This is a genomic window from Pseudomonas sp. SMN5, from assembly GCF_052041925.1.
Classification (GTDB): Bacteria; Pseudomonadota; Gammaproteobacteria; order Pseudomonadales; family Pseudomonadaceae; genus Aquipseudomonas.
Genome location: NZ_JBKGGX010000048.1, coordinates 1 through 15,330 on the forward strand (window position 1 = coordinate 1; position 15,330 = coordinate 15,330).

The window sequence follows — 15,330 nt, forward strand, 5'->3', positions numbered from 1 at the left end:
GAGGCGGCAAAAGACTCAGACAGTAAGCAACCGCTCCCGCAACTTGCCAATCTCGTCGCGCAACTGCGCCGCCGCTTCGAACTCCAGGTCGCGGGCCAGCTGGTACATTTTCTCTTCCAACTGACGGATGCGCTTGGTGATTTCGCTCGGTGAGCGCAGTTCGGCTTCGTAGCGGGCGCTTTCTTCGGCGGCCTTGGCCATGCCCTTGCGCTTCTTGCTGCGCGAACCCGGTACAGTGGCGCCTTCCATGATGTCGGCGACATCCTTGAACACCCCCTTGGGCGTGATGCCGTTGGCAAGGTTGAAGGCAATCTGCTTCTCTCGACGCCGCTCGGTCTCACCGATGGCCCGCTCCATGGAGCCGGTCATATTGTCGGCGTAGAGAATCGCCCGGCCATTGAGGTTACGTGCAGCCCGACCAATGGTCTGGATCAACGAGCGCTCGGAACGCAGGAAGCCTTCCTTGTCGGCATCGAGAATCGCCACCAGCGACACTTCCGGCATGTCCAGGCCTTCGCGCAGCAGGTTGATGCCCACCAGCACATCGAAGGTGCCCAGGCGCAGGTCACGGATGATCTCGACCCGCTCCACCGTGTCAATGTCCGAGTGCAGGTAGCGCACCCGCACGCCGTGGTCGGCCAGGTAGTCGGTGAGGTCTTCGGCCATGCGCTTGGTCAGCGTGGTGACTAGCACCCGCTCCTCCAATGCCACGCGCTTGGTGATTTCCGACAACAGGTCATCCACCTGGGTCAGCGCCGGCCGCACTTCGACCTGCGGATCCACCAGACCGGTCGGGCGCACGACTTGCTCGACCACCCGCCCGGCATGCTCAGCCTCATAGTTGCCGGGAGTGGCCGAGACAAAAATCGTCTGCGGACTGACGCTTTCCCATTCGTCGAAGCGCATCGGCCGGTTGTCCAGCGCCGATGGCAGGCGGAAGCCGTATTCCACCAGGGTTTCCTTGCGCGAACGGTCGCCTTTGTACATGGCGCCGACCTGGGGCACGCTGACGTGGGATTCGTCGATCACCAGCAGCGCATCGGCCGGCAGGTAGTCGTACAAGGTAGGCGGCGGCGCGCCCGCCGGACGACCGGACAGGTAGCGCGAGTAGTTTTCGATGCCGTTGCAGTAGCCCAGCTCCAGGATCATTTCCAGGTCGAAACGGGTCCGCTGCTCCAGGCGCTGGGCCTCCACCAGCTTGTTGTCCGAACGCAGGTACTCCAGGCGCTCCTGCAGCTCGGCCTTGATTCCCTCGATAGCGTCGAGCAGGGTTTCCCGAGGCGTGACGTAGTGGCTCTTGGGGTAGAAGGTGAAGCGTGGCAGCTTGCGGATCACCTCGCCGGTCAGCGGATCGAAGGCCGAGATGCTCTCTACTTCATCATCGAACAGCTCGATGCGGATCGCTTCCAGGTCCGATTCCGCCGGATAGATGTCGATCACGTCGCCGCGTACCCGGAAAGTGGCCCGGGCGAAATCCATGTCGTTGCGGGTGTACTGCAAATCCGCCAGGCGCCGCAACAAGGCGCGCTGGTCGAGTTTGTCGCCACGATCCACGTGCAGCACCATCTTCAGATAGGTTTCCGGACTGCCCAGGCCGTAGATGCACGATACGGTGGTGACGATGATCGCGTCCTTGCGTTCGAGCAGCGCCTTGGTCGCCGACAACCGCATCTGCTCGATGTGGTCGTTGATCGAGGCGTCCTTCTCGATGAAGGTGTCCGACGATGGCACATAGGCCTCGGGCTGGTAGTAGTCGTAATAGGAGACGAAATACTCCACCGCGTTGTTTGGAAAGAAGGCCTTGAACTCACCGTACAACTGCGCGGCCAGGGTCTTGTTCGGCGCCAGTACCAGGGTCGGGCGCTGTACCTGGGCGATCACGTTGGCGATGCTGAATGTCTTGCCCGAACCGGTCACACCGAGCAGCGTCTGGTGCGCCAGACCGGCCTCGATGCCCTCGACCATCAGGCGAATGGCTTCCGGCTGGTCGCCGGCGGGCTTGAATCGTGTGACGAGCTGGAATTCAGACATGACATAACCTCTGGGTTCACCCCGGTCGGCCAGCCGACAGGAACGAGAAAGACCGAAACGACTGAAGTCGTCCGAGGAAAAAGCTGGGATGTGCACAATGTGGAGGTGAATCCCTTCGCTTTCAAGACAAACGTCCTACAAGCCTTGAAGACTTTGACGCCGCGAAGGGACTAACGGTCGAAAAAAAACCAAAATTCTTACCGTAAAAGCCGAATCGCCTGTCGCCGCGCCCGGTGATGGCCTCTATACTAGCTCCCCGTTTGTGCACCGCTCTAGTGCATCCGGCTGGAGCGTCACACGTCCCCCTCACTCCATTCAGAGCCGCGCAATAATGAGCCTGTTTTCCGCTGTCGAATTGGCACCCCGCGACCCCATCCTGGGCCTCAACGAAGCATTCAACGCCGACACCCGTACCAATAAGGTCAACCTGGGCGTAGGTGTGTACTGCAACGAAGAGGGGCGCATTCCACTCCTGCGCGCCGTGGTCGAAGCCGAGACGATTCGCGTGGCCCAGCACGTTTCCCGTGGCTACCTGCCGATCGACGGCATCGCCGCCTATGACCAGGCGGTCCAGACCCTGCTGTTTGGCAAGGACTCGCCGCTGATCGCCGCCGGCCGCATCATCACCACTCAGGCCGTAGGCGGTACCGGCGCATTGAAGATCGGCGCCGACTTCCTCAAGCAACTGCTGCCGGACGCCGTCGTCGCCATCAGCGACCCAAGCTGGGAAAACCACCGCGCCCTGTTCGAAACCGCCGGTTTCCCGGTACAGAACTACCGCTATTACGACGCCGCCACCCATGACGTGAACCGCGCCGGCCTGCTCGAAGACCTCAACGCCCTGCCCGACCGCTCCATCGTCGTGCTGCACGCCTGCTGCCACAACCCGACCGGCGTGGATCTGAGCCCGCAGGACTGGAAAAACGTGCTGGCCGTGGTCAAGGCCAAGCATCACGTTCCGTTCCTGGACATGGCCTACCAGGGCTTTGGCGACGGTATCGACGAAGACGCGGCGGCCGTGCGCCTGTTCGCCGAATCGGGCCTGACCTTCTTCGCGTCCAGTTCGTTCTCCAAGTCGTTCTCGCTGTACGGCGAGCGCGTCGGCGCCCTGTCGATCGTCAGCGAGTCGAAGGAGGAAAGCGCTCGCGTGCTGTCCCAGGTCAAGCGCGTGATCCGCACCAACTATTCCAACCCGCCAACCCATGGCGCCAGCATCGTCGCCGCCGTGCTCAACAGCCCTGAGCTGCGGGCCCAGTGGGAAGCGGAACTGGCCGAAATGCGCCTGCGCATTCGCGGCATGCGCAATCAGATGGTGGACATGCTGGCCAAGGCCGCTCCGCACCGCGACTTCAGCTTCGTCGCACGCCAGCGCGGGATGTTCTCCTACTCCGGCCTGACCGTTGAACAAGTGACGCGCCTGCGCAACGAGTTCGGCATCTACGCCCTGGACACCGGCCGCATCTGCGTGGCGGCGCTGAACCAGAACAACATCGATGTGGTGACCAAGGCGATCGTCCAGGTGATCTGAGGCTTGCCGAATATCCGGAGTTCGTAAAACCCTGTGGGAGCGAGCTTGCTCACGATTGCGGTGTATCAGTTAACATCTTCATGACTGACACACCGCAATCGCGAGCAGGCTCGCTCCCACATGGATCCGTGTTCCCACATCGGGCTTTGTGTATCCCGCTTCTGGAGCTGGGTGAAGCGGTAACAGGTAAGCAATGGATCGCCCACCGCCCTTCCAGCGCCCCAATCATCATCCAAAGCTTGACTTCTCTTTTCCAATCAGTAACATACGCGTCATTCCGCGATAGCTCAGTTGGTAGAGCAAGTGACTGTTAATCACTGGGTCCCTGGTTCGAGTCCAGGTCGTGGAGCCAGACAGCAACACATCAAGCCCCTGGAACGAGAGTTCCAGGGGCTTTTTTGTGGGCGCAATCCGGGTTGATGGCCAAATAAGCCTGTTCAATGTCGCTGCCGGAACAATAATCCGGCGCCAGAAAGGCATTATGGTCTGAATCCTGCTTTCTTTTTTCCTACAACCCAGGCTGTCACGCGGGCGTCATGACTGCGCCGCACACTGGCGCAGTCCGTCAACAACAGCTTCATAACAACAAGGACGAAGGTATGCCCACGCAAAACCCCCACCGCATCGTTGGCCTGTGCACCTCCAGCAAGGTGTACAACGCGCTGACCGAACTCAAGCACCTGGAAGGCCACCGCAGTGCCAAGTTCCTTTCCCTGCTGGCGGAAAACCTGGTGCGCAAGGGCCTGCTCAATGAGCATGAAGTGGTGCACATGCTCGATCTGGTCGTCGATTGAGCGGCATCGATTCCCACTATCGAGCCGGTTGATTTTTCCTCACCACGGGCTGAGTCGTAAGGTAACTCCATCGATTTATGGAGGTTTCCCATGCCAAAGGTTCAGATCATGTCCGTCATCGGCAGCGCCGTTCCCGCCGCTCTCAGGGAGCGAGGCCTGCTGGCCTGCTGGTATCTGGTGCAGGATGGCGTAACCATCAGCGGCCCGCTGACTTCACTGCCCGCCGCCCAGGCCATGTCGCAACGCATCGGCCCATATGTACTGAGCGCCTAGGGCAGTTTCACCCGCGGTCGGCTCTCGACGAACAACGCCCAGCAGGACAGGAATAGCGCAGCGATCAGCGGCCCGATCACAAAACCGTTCAGGCCGAACACCGCCAGCCCGCCAAGTGTCGAGACCAGCACCATGTAGTCGGGCATCTTGGTATCCTTGCCCACCAGGATCGGACGCAGAAAGTTGTCCACCAGGCCGATCACGAACACTCCGAACAGCGCCAGCACCACACCCTGCCATATCGCCCCGGACAGCAGGAAGTAAACCGCCACCGGCGCCCAGACGATGCCTGCCCCGACGGCCGGCAGCAATGAAAGAAACGCCATCAGCACGGCCCAGGGCAGCACCGTCGGGATCCCGAGTACCCAGAAGATCAGGCCGCCCAACGCACCTTGGGTAATGGCGACCAACAGGTTGCCCTTCACCGTCGCCCGCACTACCCGGTTGAATTTCAATTGCAAGCGACGCTTCTGGTGCTCGGCCAAGGGCACGGCCTCGCGCACTTTGCGCACCAGTTCCGGGCCGTCGCGCAGAAAGAAAAACAACAGGTACAGCATCACGAAAAAACTGACCAGGAACTGGAACGTCCCCTGGCCGAAGCTGAACGCCTGAGTCGCAAAGAACTCGCTGCCCTGCATCGCGCTCTTGACGATCTTGTCGCGCAAGCCACTCAGGTTACCCAGACCGAAGCGGTCCAGCAGGTGTTGGAAGTAGGGAGGCAGCGCGTCCTTGAACCGTGCGAGGTAATCGGCGATGTCCAGCTCCCCGCTTTCCAGGCTCTTGTACAGCGCCGCCCCCTCCTGCACCAACAGCATGCCGATGACAATCACCGGGAGGATCGCGATGACCACGCAGATGCTCAGGGTCAGCAGCGATGTGATGTTGCGCTGCCAGCCGAACCTCAGCTGCAGGCGACGCTGCATCGGCGCGAAGACGATACCCAGGATCACTGCCCAGAATACCGCGCCGTAGAACGGCACCAGGATCCAGACAAAGGCAACGGTAACCAGGACCAGCAGCAGCATCTGGGCCCGGTTTTGCAACATTTTTCGATTCATCAGCTTTCCATGTCCAAAGGCGGGATACACGTTAGTCCTCCCGGGCACGCCGGAGTGCCGTCGCGTTTGCCCGCTGGCATTGATCCAGGTCAATACCGCTTGGCGGCCCATGGCCTAGGCTGCGCGCTTTTTGCGACCCGACGCCACCATGCCCCTCGTAGCCCCCGAACTGCTCGCCCCCGCCGGCACCCTGAAAAACATGCGCTATGCCTTCGCCTACGGTGCCGACGCGGTCTATGCCGGCCAGCCGCGCTACAGCTTGCGGGTACGCAACAATGAATTCGACCACGCCAACCTGGCCCTCGGCATCCGCGAGGCCCAGGCCATGGGCAAGCGGTTCTACGTGGTTATCAATATCGCCCCGCACAACGCCAAGTTGCGCACCTTTCTCAAGGACCTGGCGCCGGTGATCGCCATGGCGCCGGACGCGCTGATCATGTCCGATCCGGGGTTGATCATGCTGGTCCGCCGACACTACCCGCAGATGCCGATCCACCTGTCGGTGCAGGCCAATACCGTGAATTGGGCAAGTGTCGAATTCTGGCAGCAACTGGGCCTGAGCCGGATCATCCTGTCGCGCGAGCTGTCGCTGGAGGAAATCGCCGAGATCCGCCAACAGGTGCCGGCCATGGAGCTGGAAGTCTTCGTCCACGGCGCGCTGTGCATGGCCTATTCCGGGCGCTGCTTGCTGTCCGGCTACCTGAACCGGCGCGACGCCAACCAAGGCAGCTGCACCAACGCCTGCCGCTGGAAGTACTCGGCGCAACCGGCGGTGGAAAACGCCGCGGGCGACATCGTGCAGACCTGCCAGCCCGAACCGACCCTCGGCCTCGGAGCGCCTACCCAGCAGTTATTCCTGCTGCATGAAGCCAACCGTCCCGAAGAAGCCATGCCGGCCTTCGAAGACGAACACGGCACCTACATCATGAATGCCAAGGACTTGCGGGCCGTGCAGCATGTCGAGCGGCTGACGCACATGGGCGTGCATTCGCTGAAGATCGAAGGCCGGACCAAATCGCACTTTTACTGCGCTCGCACCACCCAGGTGTACCGCCGGGCCATCGATGACGCGATGGCCGGTCGAGCGTTCGACCGCAGCCTGATGATCGATCTGGAATCCCTGGCCCAGCGCGGCTACACCGAAGGTTTCCTACGGCGCCATGTGCATGACGAATACCAGAACTACCAGCACGGCAGCTCGGTCTCGGAGCGCCAGCAATTCGTCGGCGAGCTGACCGGCGAACGCCGCGAGCGCCTGGCCGAGGTGCGGGTCAAGAACCGCTTCGAAGTGGGCGATCACCTGGAATTGATGACGCCCAAGGGCAACTTCCACTTCGACCTGCACCAGTTGCAGGACGCCAATGGTCACGGCATCGACGTGGCGCCGGGAGATGGGCATGTGGTGTATGTGCCGATCCCGGATGCGGTGGATCTGCGGTTCGGGTTGTTGATGCGGGATGTGCAGGCACGCTAGCGATTACAGTTGCCCCTGTGGGAGCGAGCTTGCTCGCGATAGCGGCTGTCCAGGCAACACTCCAGTGACTGAACCACCGCTATCGCGAGCAAGCTCGCTCCCACAGGGGGCCCGCGCAGCCTGTGGATCGCGGCAAAAACTGCCGAAGGCTGCGATCCTCCGCTTCCGATAGGGCCCGGTTGCCCAGGCGATACATCTGGATCGAAGAGAGAAAGATCGCAGCCTTCGGCAGCTCCTGCCGCACTGTCTGGGTCAGATGCGGAACTGCCCCACCAGCTTGCCCAGGCGCTGGCCCAGTTCGTTCAGGCTGCGGGAGGTCTGGGCGCCGAGTTGGGTTTCATCGGCAACACTGTCCACCGCCACGGCGATCTGGTGCACGCTGCGGTTGATTTCCTCGGCCACGGCGGTCTGTTCTTCAGCGGCGCTGGCGATCTGGGCGTTCATCGAGTTGATGGTGCCGATCAGCTGCGCCATGGCGTCCAGGGACGCACCCGCCTCGTTGGCACGCACCGAAGTGCCGTCGCCAGCCTCGCTGGAGCGGCGCATCGCTTCCACGGCGGCATGGGTACCTGATTGCAGGCGGTCAATCATGCCCTGGATTTCCTGGGTGCTCTGCTGGGTCCGACTGGCCAGGGCCCGCACTTCATCGGCCACCACCGCGAACCCACGTCCCGCCTCCCCGGCCCGCGCCGCCTCGATGGCCGCGTTGAGTGCCAGCAGGTTGGTCTGCTCGGCAATCGAACGAATCACCCCAAGCACGCTGACGATCGAGGCCACGTCCTGTTGCAGGCTGTCCAGGGACACGCCGCTGCTGCGGATATCGTTCACCAACGCATGGATCTGCTGGATGCTGCCGGCCACCACGCGCTTGGCGGACTGGCCTTCTTCATCGGTCTGCTGGGCCGCGACGGCAGCACCCTGGGCACTGCGGGCGACTTCCTGGGCCGCCGAGGACATCTCGTTGATCGCCGTGGCGACCTGATCGGTTTCGTGGCGCTGGCGCTCCATGGCCTGTTCGGAACGCTGGGCCTGTTCGGAGACTTGCGTCACCAGCCCGGTCAGTTGCGAGGTCATATCGGTGATCTGGCGCACCAGGCCATGGATCTTGTCGACGAAGCGGTTGAACGAGCCGGCCAGCTGACCGAGTTCGTCCTGGCTGGTGATCGCCAGACGCCGGGTCAAGTCGCCCTCGCCCGCCGCGATGTCATCCAGGTTGTCTTTCATCAGGTGCAGCGGCCGCAGGATGGTGTTGGCCAATAGCAGACCCACCACCGCAATCACCAGCAACACCACGGCCGCGATCCCGACGATGCTCAATATCACGCCTTGCACACGCTCATGAACCTTGGCTTCCACCAAGGCCACCTGGGCTTCGATGCCGTCCAGGTTGACCGAACTGCCCACCGCCATATCCCACTTGGCCAGGTACTCGGTGTAGCCGAGCTTGGGCACCAGTTCCTGGCTGTTGGGCAATGGCGAGCTGTATTCCAGATAGTGCGTCCCGTCCTTGGCGACTTTCACCAGGTCACGGTTGACGTAGACACCGTTCGGGTCGCGGTTGTCCTTGAAGCTCTTGCCCACGCCGTCCGGGCTGTTGGCCTTGAACAGGCGCACGGTTTCGGAATCGTAGCCGAAGAAGTAGCCGTCCTTGCCGTAACTGACATTGGACAACAGCTTGATCGCCTCGGCCCGCGCCGCGTTATCGCCAGGGGCGGCAGCATCGTAGAGAGGCTTGATAGCCGTGAGCCCGACCGCCACGTAGTTCTGCAGCGTGGCCTTGGCGTCGGCGAGCAGCCGCTCGCGGGTCTGCTTGACCTCGTTACCTGCCTGCTCCTTCAAGATGAAAGCCGTGGTCAGGCTGATGATCATAGCGGACAGCAATACGGGCAGTATCGCCAGGGACAAGACTTTAGCCTTCAGGCTCATGCGCATGCTGATCACTCTTGTTGGTTTTGTGGCGTGGTTAGACGGGTTAACGGCACGCCGGGGCAAAACTGTAGGACAAGGTGAAGACTTGGCCGGAGGCTTGAAGGTCCCATCGCGAGCAGGCTCGCTCCCACAGGGGACCGGGTGAATTCGACAACCCGGTCAAACTGTGGGAGCGAGCCTGCTCGCGATGAAGGCGACGCCGTCTCGGGTTACAGCACCATCGCCGCCACCCAACCAAACGCCAGCAGCGGCAGGTTGTAGTGGATGAAAGTCGGGACCACGGTGTCCCAGATGTGATGATGCTGGCCGTCGATGTTCAGGCCGGAGGTCGGACCCAACGTCGAGTCCGAGGCGGGCGAGCCGGCGTCGCCCAGGGCGCCGGCGGTGCCGACGATGCAGACGATCGCCAGCGGGCTGAAGCCCAGTTGCAGGCACAGCGGCACAAAGATCGTTGCCAGGATCGGCACCGTGGAGAACGATGAACCGATGCCCATGGTCACCAGCAGCCCCACCAGCAACATCAGCAACGCGCCGATGCCCTTATTGTGGCCGATCCACCCCGCCGAGGCCTCCACCAGGCTCTGGACTTCACCGGTGGCTTTCATCACTTCGGCGAAACCCGAGGCGGCGATCATGATGAAGCCGATCATCGCCATCATCTTCATGCCTTCGGTGAACAGGTCATCCGTCTCGCGCCAGCGCACTACCCCCGACAACGAGAAGATCAGGAACCCGACCAGTGCGCCGATGATCATCGAGTCCACCAGCAGCTGTACCGCGAACGCCGCTGCCACGGCCAGTCCGGCGACCATCAGGCTCAGCGGGTTGTAGCGTACGGCCACTTGCTCGACACGGGCGATTTTCTTCAGGTCGTAGACGCGTTTCCTGCGATAGCTGAAAAACGACAGCAGCAGGCCGAACACCATGCCCAACGCGGGGATGCCCATGGCGTGGGTGACGTTGATGCCGCTGACGTCCACGCCGCTGCGGGCGATGTTGGCCAAGAGGATTTCGTTGAGAAAAATGTTGCCGAAGCCCACCGGCAGGAACATGTAGGGGGTGATCAAGCCGAAGGTCATGACGCAAGCAATCAGCCGGCGGTCCAATTGCAGCTTGGTCAGCACGTAGAGCAACGGCGGCACCAACAGCGGAATGAAGGCGATGTGGATCGGCAGCACGTTCTGAGAGGCGACCGCGACCGTGCCCAACAGGCCGATCAGCACCCATTTGACGCCGGAACCGCCGGCGGCGTCCTGACGGTCGACCAAGGCCAGGGCTTTGTCGGCCAGGGCATGGGCCATGCCGGACTTGGCAATCGCCACGGCGAAGGCGCCTAGCAACGCATAGGACAACGCCACCGTCGCCCCGCCCCCCAGGCCGGCGTTGAACGCCTTGAGCGTTGCCTCGATCCCGAGGCCCCCGACCAGACCACCGACCAACGCGCCAATGATCAGCGCGATTACCACATGCACGCGGGACAGGCTGAGCACCAGCATGACGCCAACCGCGGCAATTACTGCATTTATCATCGTTACCTCAAAGCACAGCGATGGAAAGCCACCGGACAAAAAAGGCGCGACTTTGCAGCAAGCGGCTGCAAGCTGCAAGCGCCATGCGGCGGGTTCCAGGGTTCGCAATACTTGCAGACGCTACAGTCCCCGGTGGGAGCGAGCTTGCTCGCGATGGCGTCAGGTCAGTCACTTTCTATGCAAGCTGATACGCCGCCATCGCGAGCAAGCTCGCTCCCACAGGGGATTTGTGGTGGTTGAAGGTACGTCAACGCCTCGGCAGTTCGATCAGCACCTTGAGCCCGCCCCACTCGCTGTCGAGCAAGGCCAGGGTGCCGCCCCAGGTGTCGACGATGTCCCGCACGATCCCCAGGCCAAGGCCATGTCCGTCGGTCTGTTCATCCAGGCGCGTGCCGCGGCTGAACACCTGGTCACGGCGGTTTTCGGGGATGCCCGGGCCGTCGTCTTCGACGGCCAGGCAGAATCCACCGGTCGTCTCGGTCACGGTCAGGCGCACTTCGGCGTCGGCCCATTTGCACGCGTTGTCCAACAGGTTGCCGAGCAATTCCAGCAGATCTTCGCGATCCCAAGGCAAGTGCAGGCCCGACGGGGCGACGTAGCTCAGTTGCAGGTGCTCGCCATGGATCATGTTCAGTGTCGCCAGCAGCCCCGGTAGCTCGGCGTCGCAGTCCAGGTGTGCGCCTGGCAAGGCATCACCGGATAATCGCGCACGATTGAGTTCACGGTTCAGTCGTTGCCGGACCTGCTCCAGCTGATCGAGCAGCAACTTGCGCAACTCGGGATGCGAATCGAGTTTCTCGTTCGACGCCAGGCTTTGCAGCACCGCCAGTGGCGTTTTCAGGGCATGCCCCAGGTTCCCCAGGGCGTTGCGCGAACGCTTGAGGCTGTCCTCGGTGTGGGCCAGCAGATGATTGATCTGCGCCACCAGCGGCTCCAGCTCCCGTGGCACTTGCTCGTCGAGTTGCGAGCGCTGCCCGCGTTGCAACTGCGCGATCTGCTCCCGGGCCCGGTCCAGCGGGCGCAAGGCGCGACGCACGGTAATCCGTTGCAGCAACAGAATCAGCAACAGCCCCGCCAGCCCCAGGCCAAGGCCGATCTGCTGCATCCGTCGGAAGCTGTCGCGCACCGGCGTGTAGTCCTGGGCCACGCTGATGGAAATCGCCTGGCCCAAGCGCCGATAGTCGGTACGCAGCACCAGCAGTTTCTGCCCCTCGGGGCCCAGTTGCAGGTTGCTGTGCAGACCAGGATGGTCGAGCCGAGGCAGTTCCTGGTCCCAGAGAGAACGGGAACGCCAGTGTGCGTCGGCGAAATCAATGCGGAAGTAATGCCCGGAAAACGGCCGCTGATAGGCCGGCGACAAACGCCGCTCATCCAGTTGCAGGCCTTGCGGGCCACGCACCAGGGCCACCAGCAGGTTCTCGCTGTCATTGCGCAACCCGGCTTCCAGGTAACGCTGCAAACCCAATTCGAACAGCCACAGGCTGGTCTGGGCCAGGATCAGGCCGACCACCACCATGACCCCGATCAGCCCCAGGCTCAGGCGTCGCTGGATGGACCTCACGGCATGATTCTCACTGTAAAGCTCTCACTGTAGCATCCTCACTGCGCCTGCCCGCCGAACAGGTAACCCTGGCCGCGACGGGTTTCGATCACGCTGCGCCCCAGCTTGCGCCGCAGGTGATTGACGTGGACTTCCAGCACGTTGGAGTCGCGCTCGGTCTCGCCGTCATACAAATGCTCGGCGAGGTGGCTCTTGGAAAGAATCTGCTCGGGGTGAAGCATGAAGTAGCGCAACAGCCGGAACTCGGCGGCGGTCAACTGGATGTCGGTGCCATCACGAACCACGCATTGGCGACCCTCATCCAGATGCAGCCCGGCTGCCTGCAATGTCGGCTGGTTGACCTGACCATGGGAGCGGCGCAACAGCGCCTGTATCCGCAGTTGCAGCTCTTCGGGGTGAAACGGTTTGGTCAGATAATCGTCGGCGCCGGCCTTGAGGCCTTCAATGCGCTCGGCCCAGGACCCGCGTGCAGTGAGGATCAGCACCGGCGTCGCCAGACCGCCCGCACGCCATTGCGCCAGCACCTCCAGCCCCGGTACGCCCGGTAGGCCCAGGTCGAGAATGATCAGGTCGTAGGGCTCGCTGCTGCCCTGGTACACCGCATCGCGCCCGTCGGCGAGCCAGTCGACGGCGTATCCCTGTCGGGTCAGCCCGGCCATCAGTTCATCGGCCAGGGGGACGTGGTCTTCCACCAGAAGCAGGCGCATCAGTCTTCCTTATCCTTGAGTAAACGGCCGGTCTTGGCCTCCAGGTCCAGCTCGCGCACGACGCCGTCGGTGTCCAGCAACTCGACCTCGTAAATATAGACGCCGTGCTTTTCTTCCAACTCAGCCTCCAGCAGCTTGGCGCCGGGGTGAAGGTCCAGCGCCTGCTGCAGCAATTGCTCAAGCGGAAGGATCACGCCTTGCTGACGCAACTGCAGGGCTTCGTCCTGGTCCAGGTCGCGGGCCACCACCACCGAACAGAACGCCAGCAGCGCCAACGCCCATCGGCTGCGGGCGCGTAAATTAAGCTTCATTACGTATCCTGATGATTCTTGAGTACCTTGCCGGTAACGGCGTCCAATTCCAGATCCCAGTCGATACCCTCGGTATCGCGCAGCTCAACCTGGTAAATGTACTTGCCGTACTCTTCTTCCAGTTCGGCATCGGTGAGCGTGGCGCCCGGGTGTTCGGCCAGGGCGGCAGCGTCGAGTTTTTCAAAGGTCAGGATGGTACCAGCGTCTTGCAACTTGCGGGACTCGTCGGCGTTGAGGTCGCGCGCGTGGACCAGACCGGTGCTTACAGCCATGAGGGTCGCGAAGAAAACGGCAGTCAAGCGGTTCATGGGGTGTCTCCTTTTTATAATCTTCAGCGATGCACTGTATCGGTGCGAACTTAACTGAAACTGAATTGCCATCATTGAACTTGGAACAATGTCGAGATCTATGTGGGAGCGAGCTTGCTCGCGATAGCGGAGTGTCAGCCAGCATTCATTTGTCTGATACGCCGCTATCGCGAGCAAGCTCGCTCCCACAGGATTTATGTGTCGCTATAATCATGCGCTTGCCTGCATTCGAGACCGGTATGACCGCCATCCACATCAAGTTCCCCGCCCTCACCCTCAAGGCCGGCCCCCGTGCGTTCGCGCGTATTCGCCGGGCCGGCTTGAACGCTGCCGATGTCGGCATCCTGCCGGGCGCCGCCGGCGGGCCCAAGGCATTGGGCATTCAGGGCCTGGACCTGGCGCTGTTCGGTGAATGGCTGCCTGCCGCGCCCCGGCAGCGTTCGCTGATCGGTGCTTCGGTGGGCTCCTGGCGCTTCGCCAGCGCCTGCCTGCCGGACGCAGCCGAGGGCATCCGCCGCCTGGGCACCTTGTACAACGAACAAAGCTTCGCCAAGGGCGTGACGATGGCCGGGGTCACGCAAAGCTCGCAGCGCATGCTCGATGACTTGCTCGAAGGCCGCGACAGCTCGATCCTCGAGACCCCGCATTACCGGCTCAATATCATGGTGGTCAAAAGTCACGGTCCGCTGGCCCTCGACCACCGTGGGCGACTGGCCTTGGGCCTGTCGTCGGTGATTGCCGACAACCTGCGCGGCCGGGCCCGGCTGTCGCGGCATTTCGAGCGGCTGATCATCCACGATCCGCGCCAGGCCCCGCCGCTGCATCCGTTGAACGACTTTCCATCGCGCTTCGTGCCGTTGCAAGCCGACAACCTGCGCCAGGCCTTGTTGGCGTCCGGCTCGATCCCGATGGTGATGGAAGGCGTGCGCGACCTGCCGGGCGCCGGCGCCGGTACGTACCGCGACGGTGGCCTGCTGGACTATCACCTCGACCTGCCCTACAGCGGCGAGGACATCGTGCTGTATCCGCACTTCACCGACCGGGTGATTCCCGGCTGGTTCGACAAAGGCCTGCCCTGGCGCAAGGGCAACGTCGAACGCTTGCAGGACGTGCTGTTGCTGGCACCGTCGCGCGAATACCTGGCGCGCCTGCCCTACGGCAAACTGCCGGACCGTAACGACTTCAAGCGCTTCATGGGGGACGACCCGAGCCGCCGCAAATACTGGCGCACGGCGATGGACGAGAGCCGGCGCCTCGGTGACGAGTTCCTGGAACTGGCAACCAAGGGTGGCTTGGGCGAGCGTTTGCTGACCCTTTAGTCAGCACGCTCGCGCACCGCGGGGATCAAACTGATAAACTGCGCCGCCTGCCTCGCGACCGTTACCTTAAAGAGCCCGAACCCTGTGGAAATCTTCAAAGAATTTACCTTCGAATCCGCCCACCGCCTGCCCCACGTGCCGGACGGCCACAAGTGCGGGCGCCTGCACGGTCACTCGTTCAAGGTGGCGATCCACCTGAGCGGCGACATCGACCCGCACACCGGCTGGATCCGCGATTTCTCGGAGATCAAGGCGATTTTCAAGCCACTCTACGAGCGCCTGGACCACAACTACCTCAACGACATCCCCGGCCTGGAAAACCCCACCAGCGAAGTCCTCGCCAAGTGGATCTGGAACGAGTTGAAGCCGTTGCTGCCGGAACTCAGCGCCATTCGTATCCATGAAACCTGCACCAGTGGTTGCATCTATCACGGCGAATAAAACCCGCGCTGCTCCTGTGGGGGGGGGGGAGAGGCCCCCCCCCACAACGTGCGCCCCCTTCCCCCCC

14 protein-coding genes, 1 tRNA gene and 1 pseudogene are annotated in these 15,330 nt (G+C 62.3%); 7 read left to right on the plus strand and 9 right to left on the minus strand.

Translation table 11 applies throughout. From position 1 onward, the window contains the following. Positions 1 to 15 precede the first annotated feature (15 nt). On the minus strand, positions 16 to 2,031 hold the full coding sequence (gene uvrB, locus ACLEJR_RS26585; protein WP_440817644.1) for an excinuclease ABC subunit UvrB: 2,016 nt from the start codon (positions 2,029 to 2,031) through the stop codon (positions 16 to 18). Between the two features lie 331 nt (positions 2,032 to 2,362). On the opposite strand from uvrB, the gene ACLEJR_RS26590 reads away from it, so the two are divergent. The 4 genes from ACLEJR_RS26590 (at position 2,363) to ACLEJR_RS26605 (ending at position 4,626) form a co-directional block, all read left to right on the plus strand. Next, positions 2,363 to 3,559 (plus strand): amino acid aminotransferase, encoded by a 1,197-nt coding sequence (locus ACLEJR_RS26590; RefSeq protein WP_440792673.1) that lies wholly within the window; start codon positions 2,363 to 2,365, stop codon positions 3,557 to 3,559. 276 nt (positions 3,560 to 3,835) lie between these two features. Further along, a tRNA-Asn gene (locus ACLEJR_RS26595) sits at positions 3,836 to 3,911 on the plus strand. Between the two features lie 247 nt (positions 3,912 to 4,158). Further along, the gene (locus ACLEJR_RS26600) at positions 4,159 to 4,353 is read left to right on the plus strand and encodes a hypothetical protein (RefSeq protein ID WP_007944773.1); all 195 of its coding nucleotides are present in this window, start codon (positions 4,159 to 4,161) and stop codon (positions 4,351 to 4,353) included. Between the two features lie 90 nt (positions 4,354 to 4,443). Then, positions 4,444 to 4,626, plus strand: coding sequence for a hypothetical protein (locus tag ACLEJR_RS26605; protein WP_440792671.1), 183 nt, complete (start codon positions 4,444 to 4,446; stop codon positions 4,624 to 4,626). On the opposite strand, the gene ACLEJR_RS26610 is transcribed toward ACLEJR_RS26605, so the two are convergent. Then, complete coding sequence (locus ACLEJR_RS26610) at positions 4,623 to 5,684, minus strand: AI-2E family transporter (RefSeq protein WP_440792669.1); 1,062 nt, start codon at positions 5,682 to 5,684, stop codon at positions 4,623 to 4,625. The two genes, ACLEJR_RS26605 and ACLEJR_RS26610, sit on opposite strands and share 4 nt — an antisense overlap. Positions 5,685 to 5,832: 148 nt before the next feature. Here ACLEJR_RS26610 and trhP point away from each other — a divergent pair, with 148 nt between their 5' ends. Further along, a complete protein-coding gene (gene trhP / locus ACLEJR_RS26615; RefSeq protein WP_440817645.1) occupies positions 5,833 to 7,158 on the plus strand; it encodes a prephenate-dependent tRNA uridine(34) hydroxylase TrhP in 1,326 nt (441 codons plus the stop codon). A 252-nt stretch (positions 7,159 to 7,410) separates the two neighbouring features. Here the strand turns inward: trhP and ACLEJR_RS26620 are convergent, their stop codons facing one another. The 7 genes and pseudogenes from ACLEJR_RS26620 to ACLEJR_RS26650 all read right to left on the minus strand — a co-directional run bounded on the left by ACLEJR_RS26620 (position 7,411) and on the right by ACLEJR_RS26650 (position 13,503). Then, the gene (locus tag ACLEJR_RS26620; RefSeq protein ID WP_440817651.1) at positions 7,411 to 8,232 is read right to left on the minus strand and encodes a methyl-accepting chemotaxis protein; all 822 of its coding nucleotides are present in this window, start codon (positions 8,230 to 8,232) and stop codon (positions 7,411 to 7,413) included. 36 nt (positions 8,233 to 8,268) lie between these two features. Next, positions 8,269 to 9,090, minus strand: a pseudogene (locus tag ACLEJR_RS26625) (cache domain-containing protein); the annotation flags it as partial. A 206-nt stretch (positions 9,091 to 9,296) separates the two neighbouring features. Continuing rightward, entirely contained in the window at positions 9,297 to 10,613 is a 1,317-nt protein-coding gene (locus tag ACLEJR_RS26630; protein WP_440817653.1) for a Na+/H+ antiporter family protein, read from the minus strand. Between the two features lie 250 nt (positions 10,614 to 10,863). Then, a complete protein-coding gene (locus ACLEJR_RS26635; protein ID WP_440817646.1) occupies positions 10,864 to 12,177 on the minus strand; it encodes a sensor histidine kinase in 1,314 nt (437 codons plus the stop codon). Between the two features lie 38 nt (positions 12,178 to 12,215). After that, on the minus strand, positions 12,216 to 12,884 hold the full coding sequence (locus ACLEJR_RS26640; protein ID WP_440792664.1) for a response regulator transcription factor: 669 nt from the start codon (positions 12,882 to 12,884) through the stop codon (positions 12,216 to 12,218). Further along, positions 12,884 to 13,195, minus strand: a complete 312-nt coding sequence (locus tag ACLEJR_RS26645) for a PepSY domain-containing protein (protein WP_440817647.1) — start codon at positions 13,193 to 13,195, stop codon at positions 12,884 to 12,886. Before ACLEJR_RS26645 ends, ACLEJR_RS26640 begins: the two co-directional genes overlap by 1 nt. Continuing rightward, positions 13,195 to 13,503 carry a PepSY domain-containing protein gene (locus ACLEJR_RS26650; protein ID WP_440792660.1) on the minus strand — a complete coding sequence of 103 codons (309 nt, stop codon included), beginning with the start codon at positions 13,501 to 13,503 and terminating at the stop codon, positions 13,195 to 13,197. Before ACLEJR_RS26650 ends, ACLEJR_RS26645 begins: the two co-directional genes overlap by 1 nt. A 239-nt stretch (positions 13,504 to 13,742) precedes the next feature. Here ACLEJR_RS26650 and ACLEJR_RS26655 point away from each other — a divergent pair, with 239 nt between their 5' ends. Both ACLEJR_RS26655 and queD read left to right on the plus strand, forming a co-directional pair. Continuing rightward, the gene (locus ACLEJR_RS26655; RefSeq protein WP_440817649.1) at positions 13,743 to 14,822 is read left to right on the plus strand and encodes a patatin-like phospholipase family protein; all 1,080 of its coding nucleotides are present in this window, start codon (positions 13,743 to 13,745) and stop codon (positions 14,820 to 14,822) included. Between the two features lie 84 nt (positions 14,823 to 14,906). Beyond that, on the plus strand, positions 14,907 to 15,263 hold the full coding sequence (gene queD / locus ACLEJR_RS26660; protein ID WP_003203918.1) for a 6-carboxytetrahydropterin synthase QueD: 357 nt from the start codon (positions 14,907 to 14,909) through the stop codon (positions 15,261 to 15,263). The last annotated feature ends 67 nt before the right edge of the window (positions 15,264 to 15,330 follow it).

Bases quoted from the DNA above. Each gene is read 5' to 3' on its own strand.
- ACLEJR_RS26640 (WP_440792664.1), bottom strand. From the start codon at position 12,884: ATGCGCCTGCTTCTGGTGGAAGACCACGTCCCCCTGGCCGATGAACTG.
- trhP (WP_440817645.1), top strand. From the start codon at position 5,833: ATGCCCCTCGTAGCCCCCGAACTGCTCGCCCCCGCCGGCACCCTGAAA.
- ACLEJR_RS26610 (WP_440792669.1), bottom strand. From the start codon at position 5,684: ATGAATCGAAAAATGTTGCAAAACCGGGCCCAGATGCTGCTGCTGGTC.
- uvrB (WP_440817644.1), bottom strand. From the start codon at position 2,031: ATGTCTGAATTCCAGCTCGTCACACGATTCAAGCCCGCCGGCGACCAG.
- ACLEJR_RS26650 (WP_440792660.1), bottom strand. From the start codon at position 13,503: ATGAACCGCTTGACTGCCGTTTTCTTCGCGACCCTCATGGCTGTAAGC.
- ACLEJR_RS26590 (WP_440792673.1), top strand. From the start codon at position 2,363: ATGAGCCTGTTTTCCGCTGTCGAATTGGCACCCCGCGACCCCATCCTG.
- ACLEJR_RS26605 (WP_440792671.1), top strand. From the start codon at position 4,444: ATGCCAAAGGTTCAGATCATGTCCGTCATCGGCAGCGCCGTTCCCGCC.
- ACLEJR_RS26600 (WP_007944773.1), top strand. From the start codon at position 4,159: ATGCCCACGCAAAACCCCCACCGCATCGTTGGCCTGTGCACCTCCAGC.
- ACLEJR_RS26655 (WP_440817649.1), top strand. From the start codon at position 13,743: ATGACCGCCATCCACATCAAGTTCCCCGCCCTCACCCTCAAGGCCGGC.
- ACLEJR_RS26645 (WP_440817647.1), bottom strand. From the start codon at position 13,195: ATGAAGCTTAATTTACGCGCCCGCAGCCGATGGGCGTTGGCGCTGCTG.
- ACLEJR_RS26620 (WP_440817651.1), bottom strand. From the start codon at position 8,232: ATGACCTCGCAACTGACCGGGCTGGTGACGCAAGTCTCCGAACAGGCC.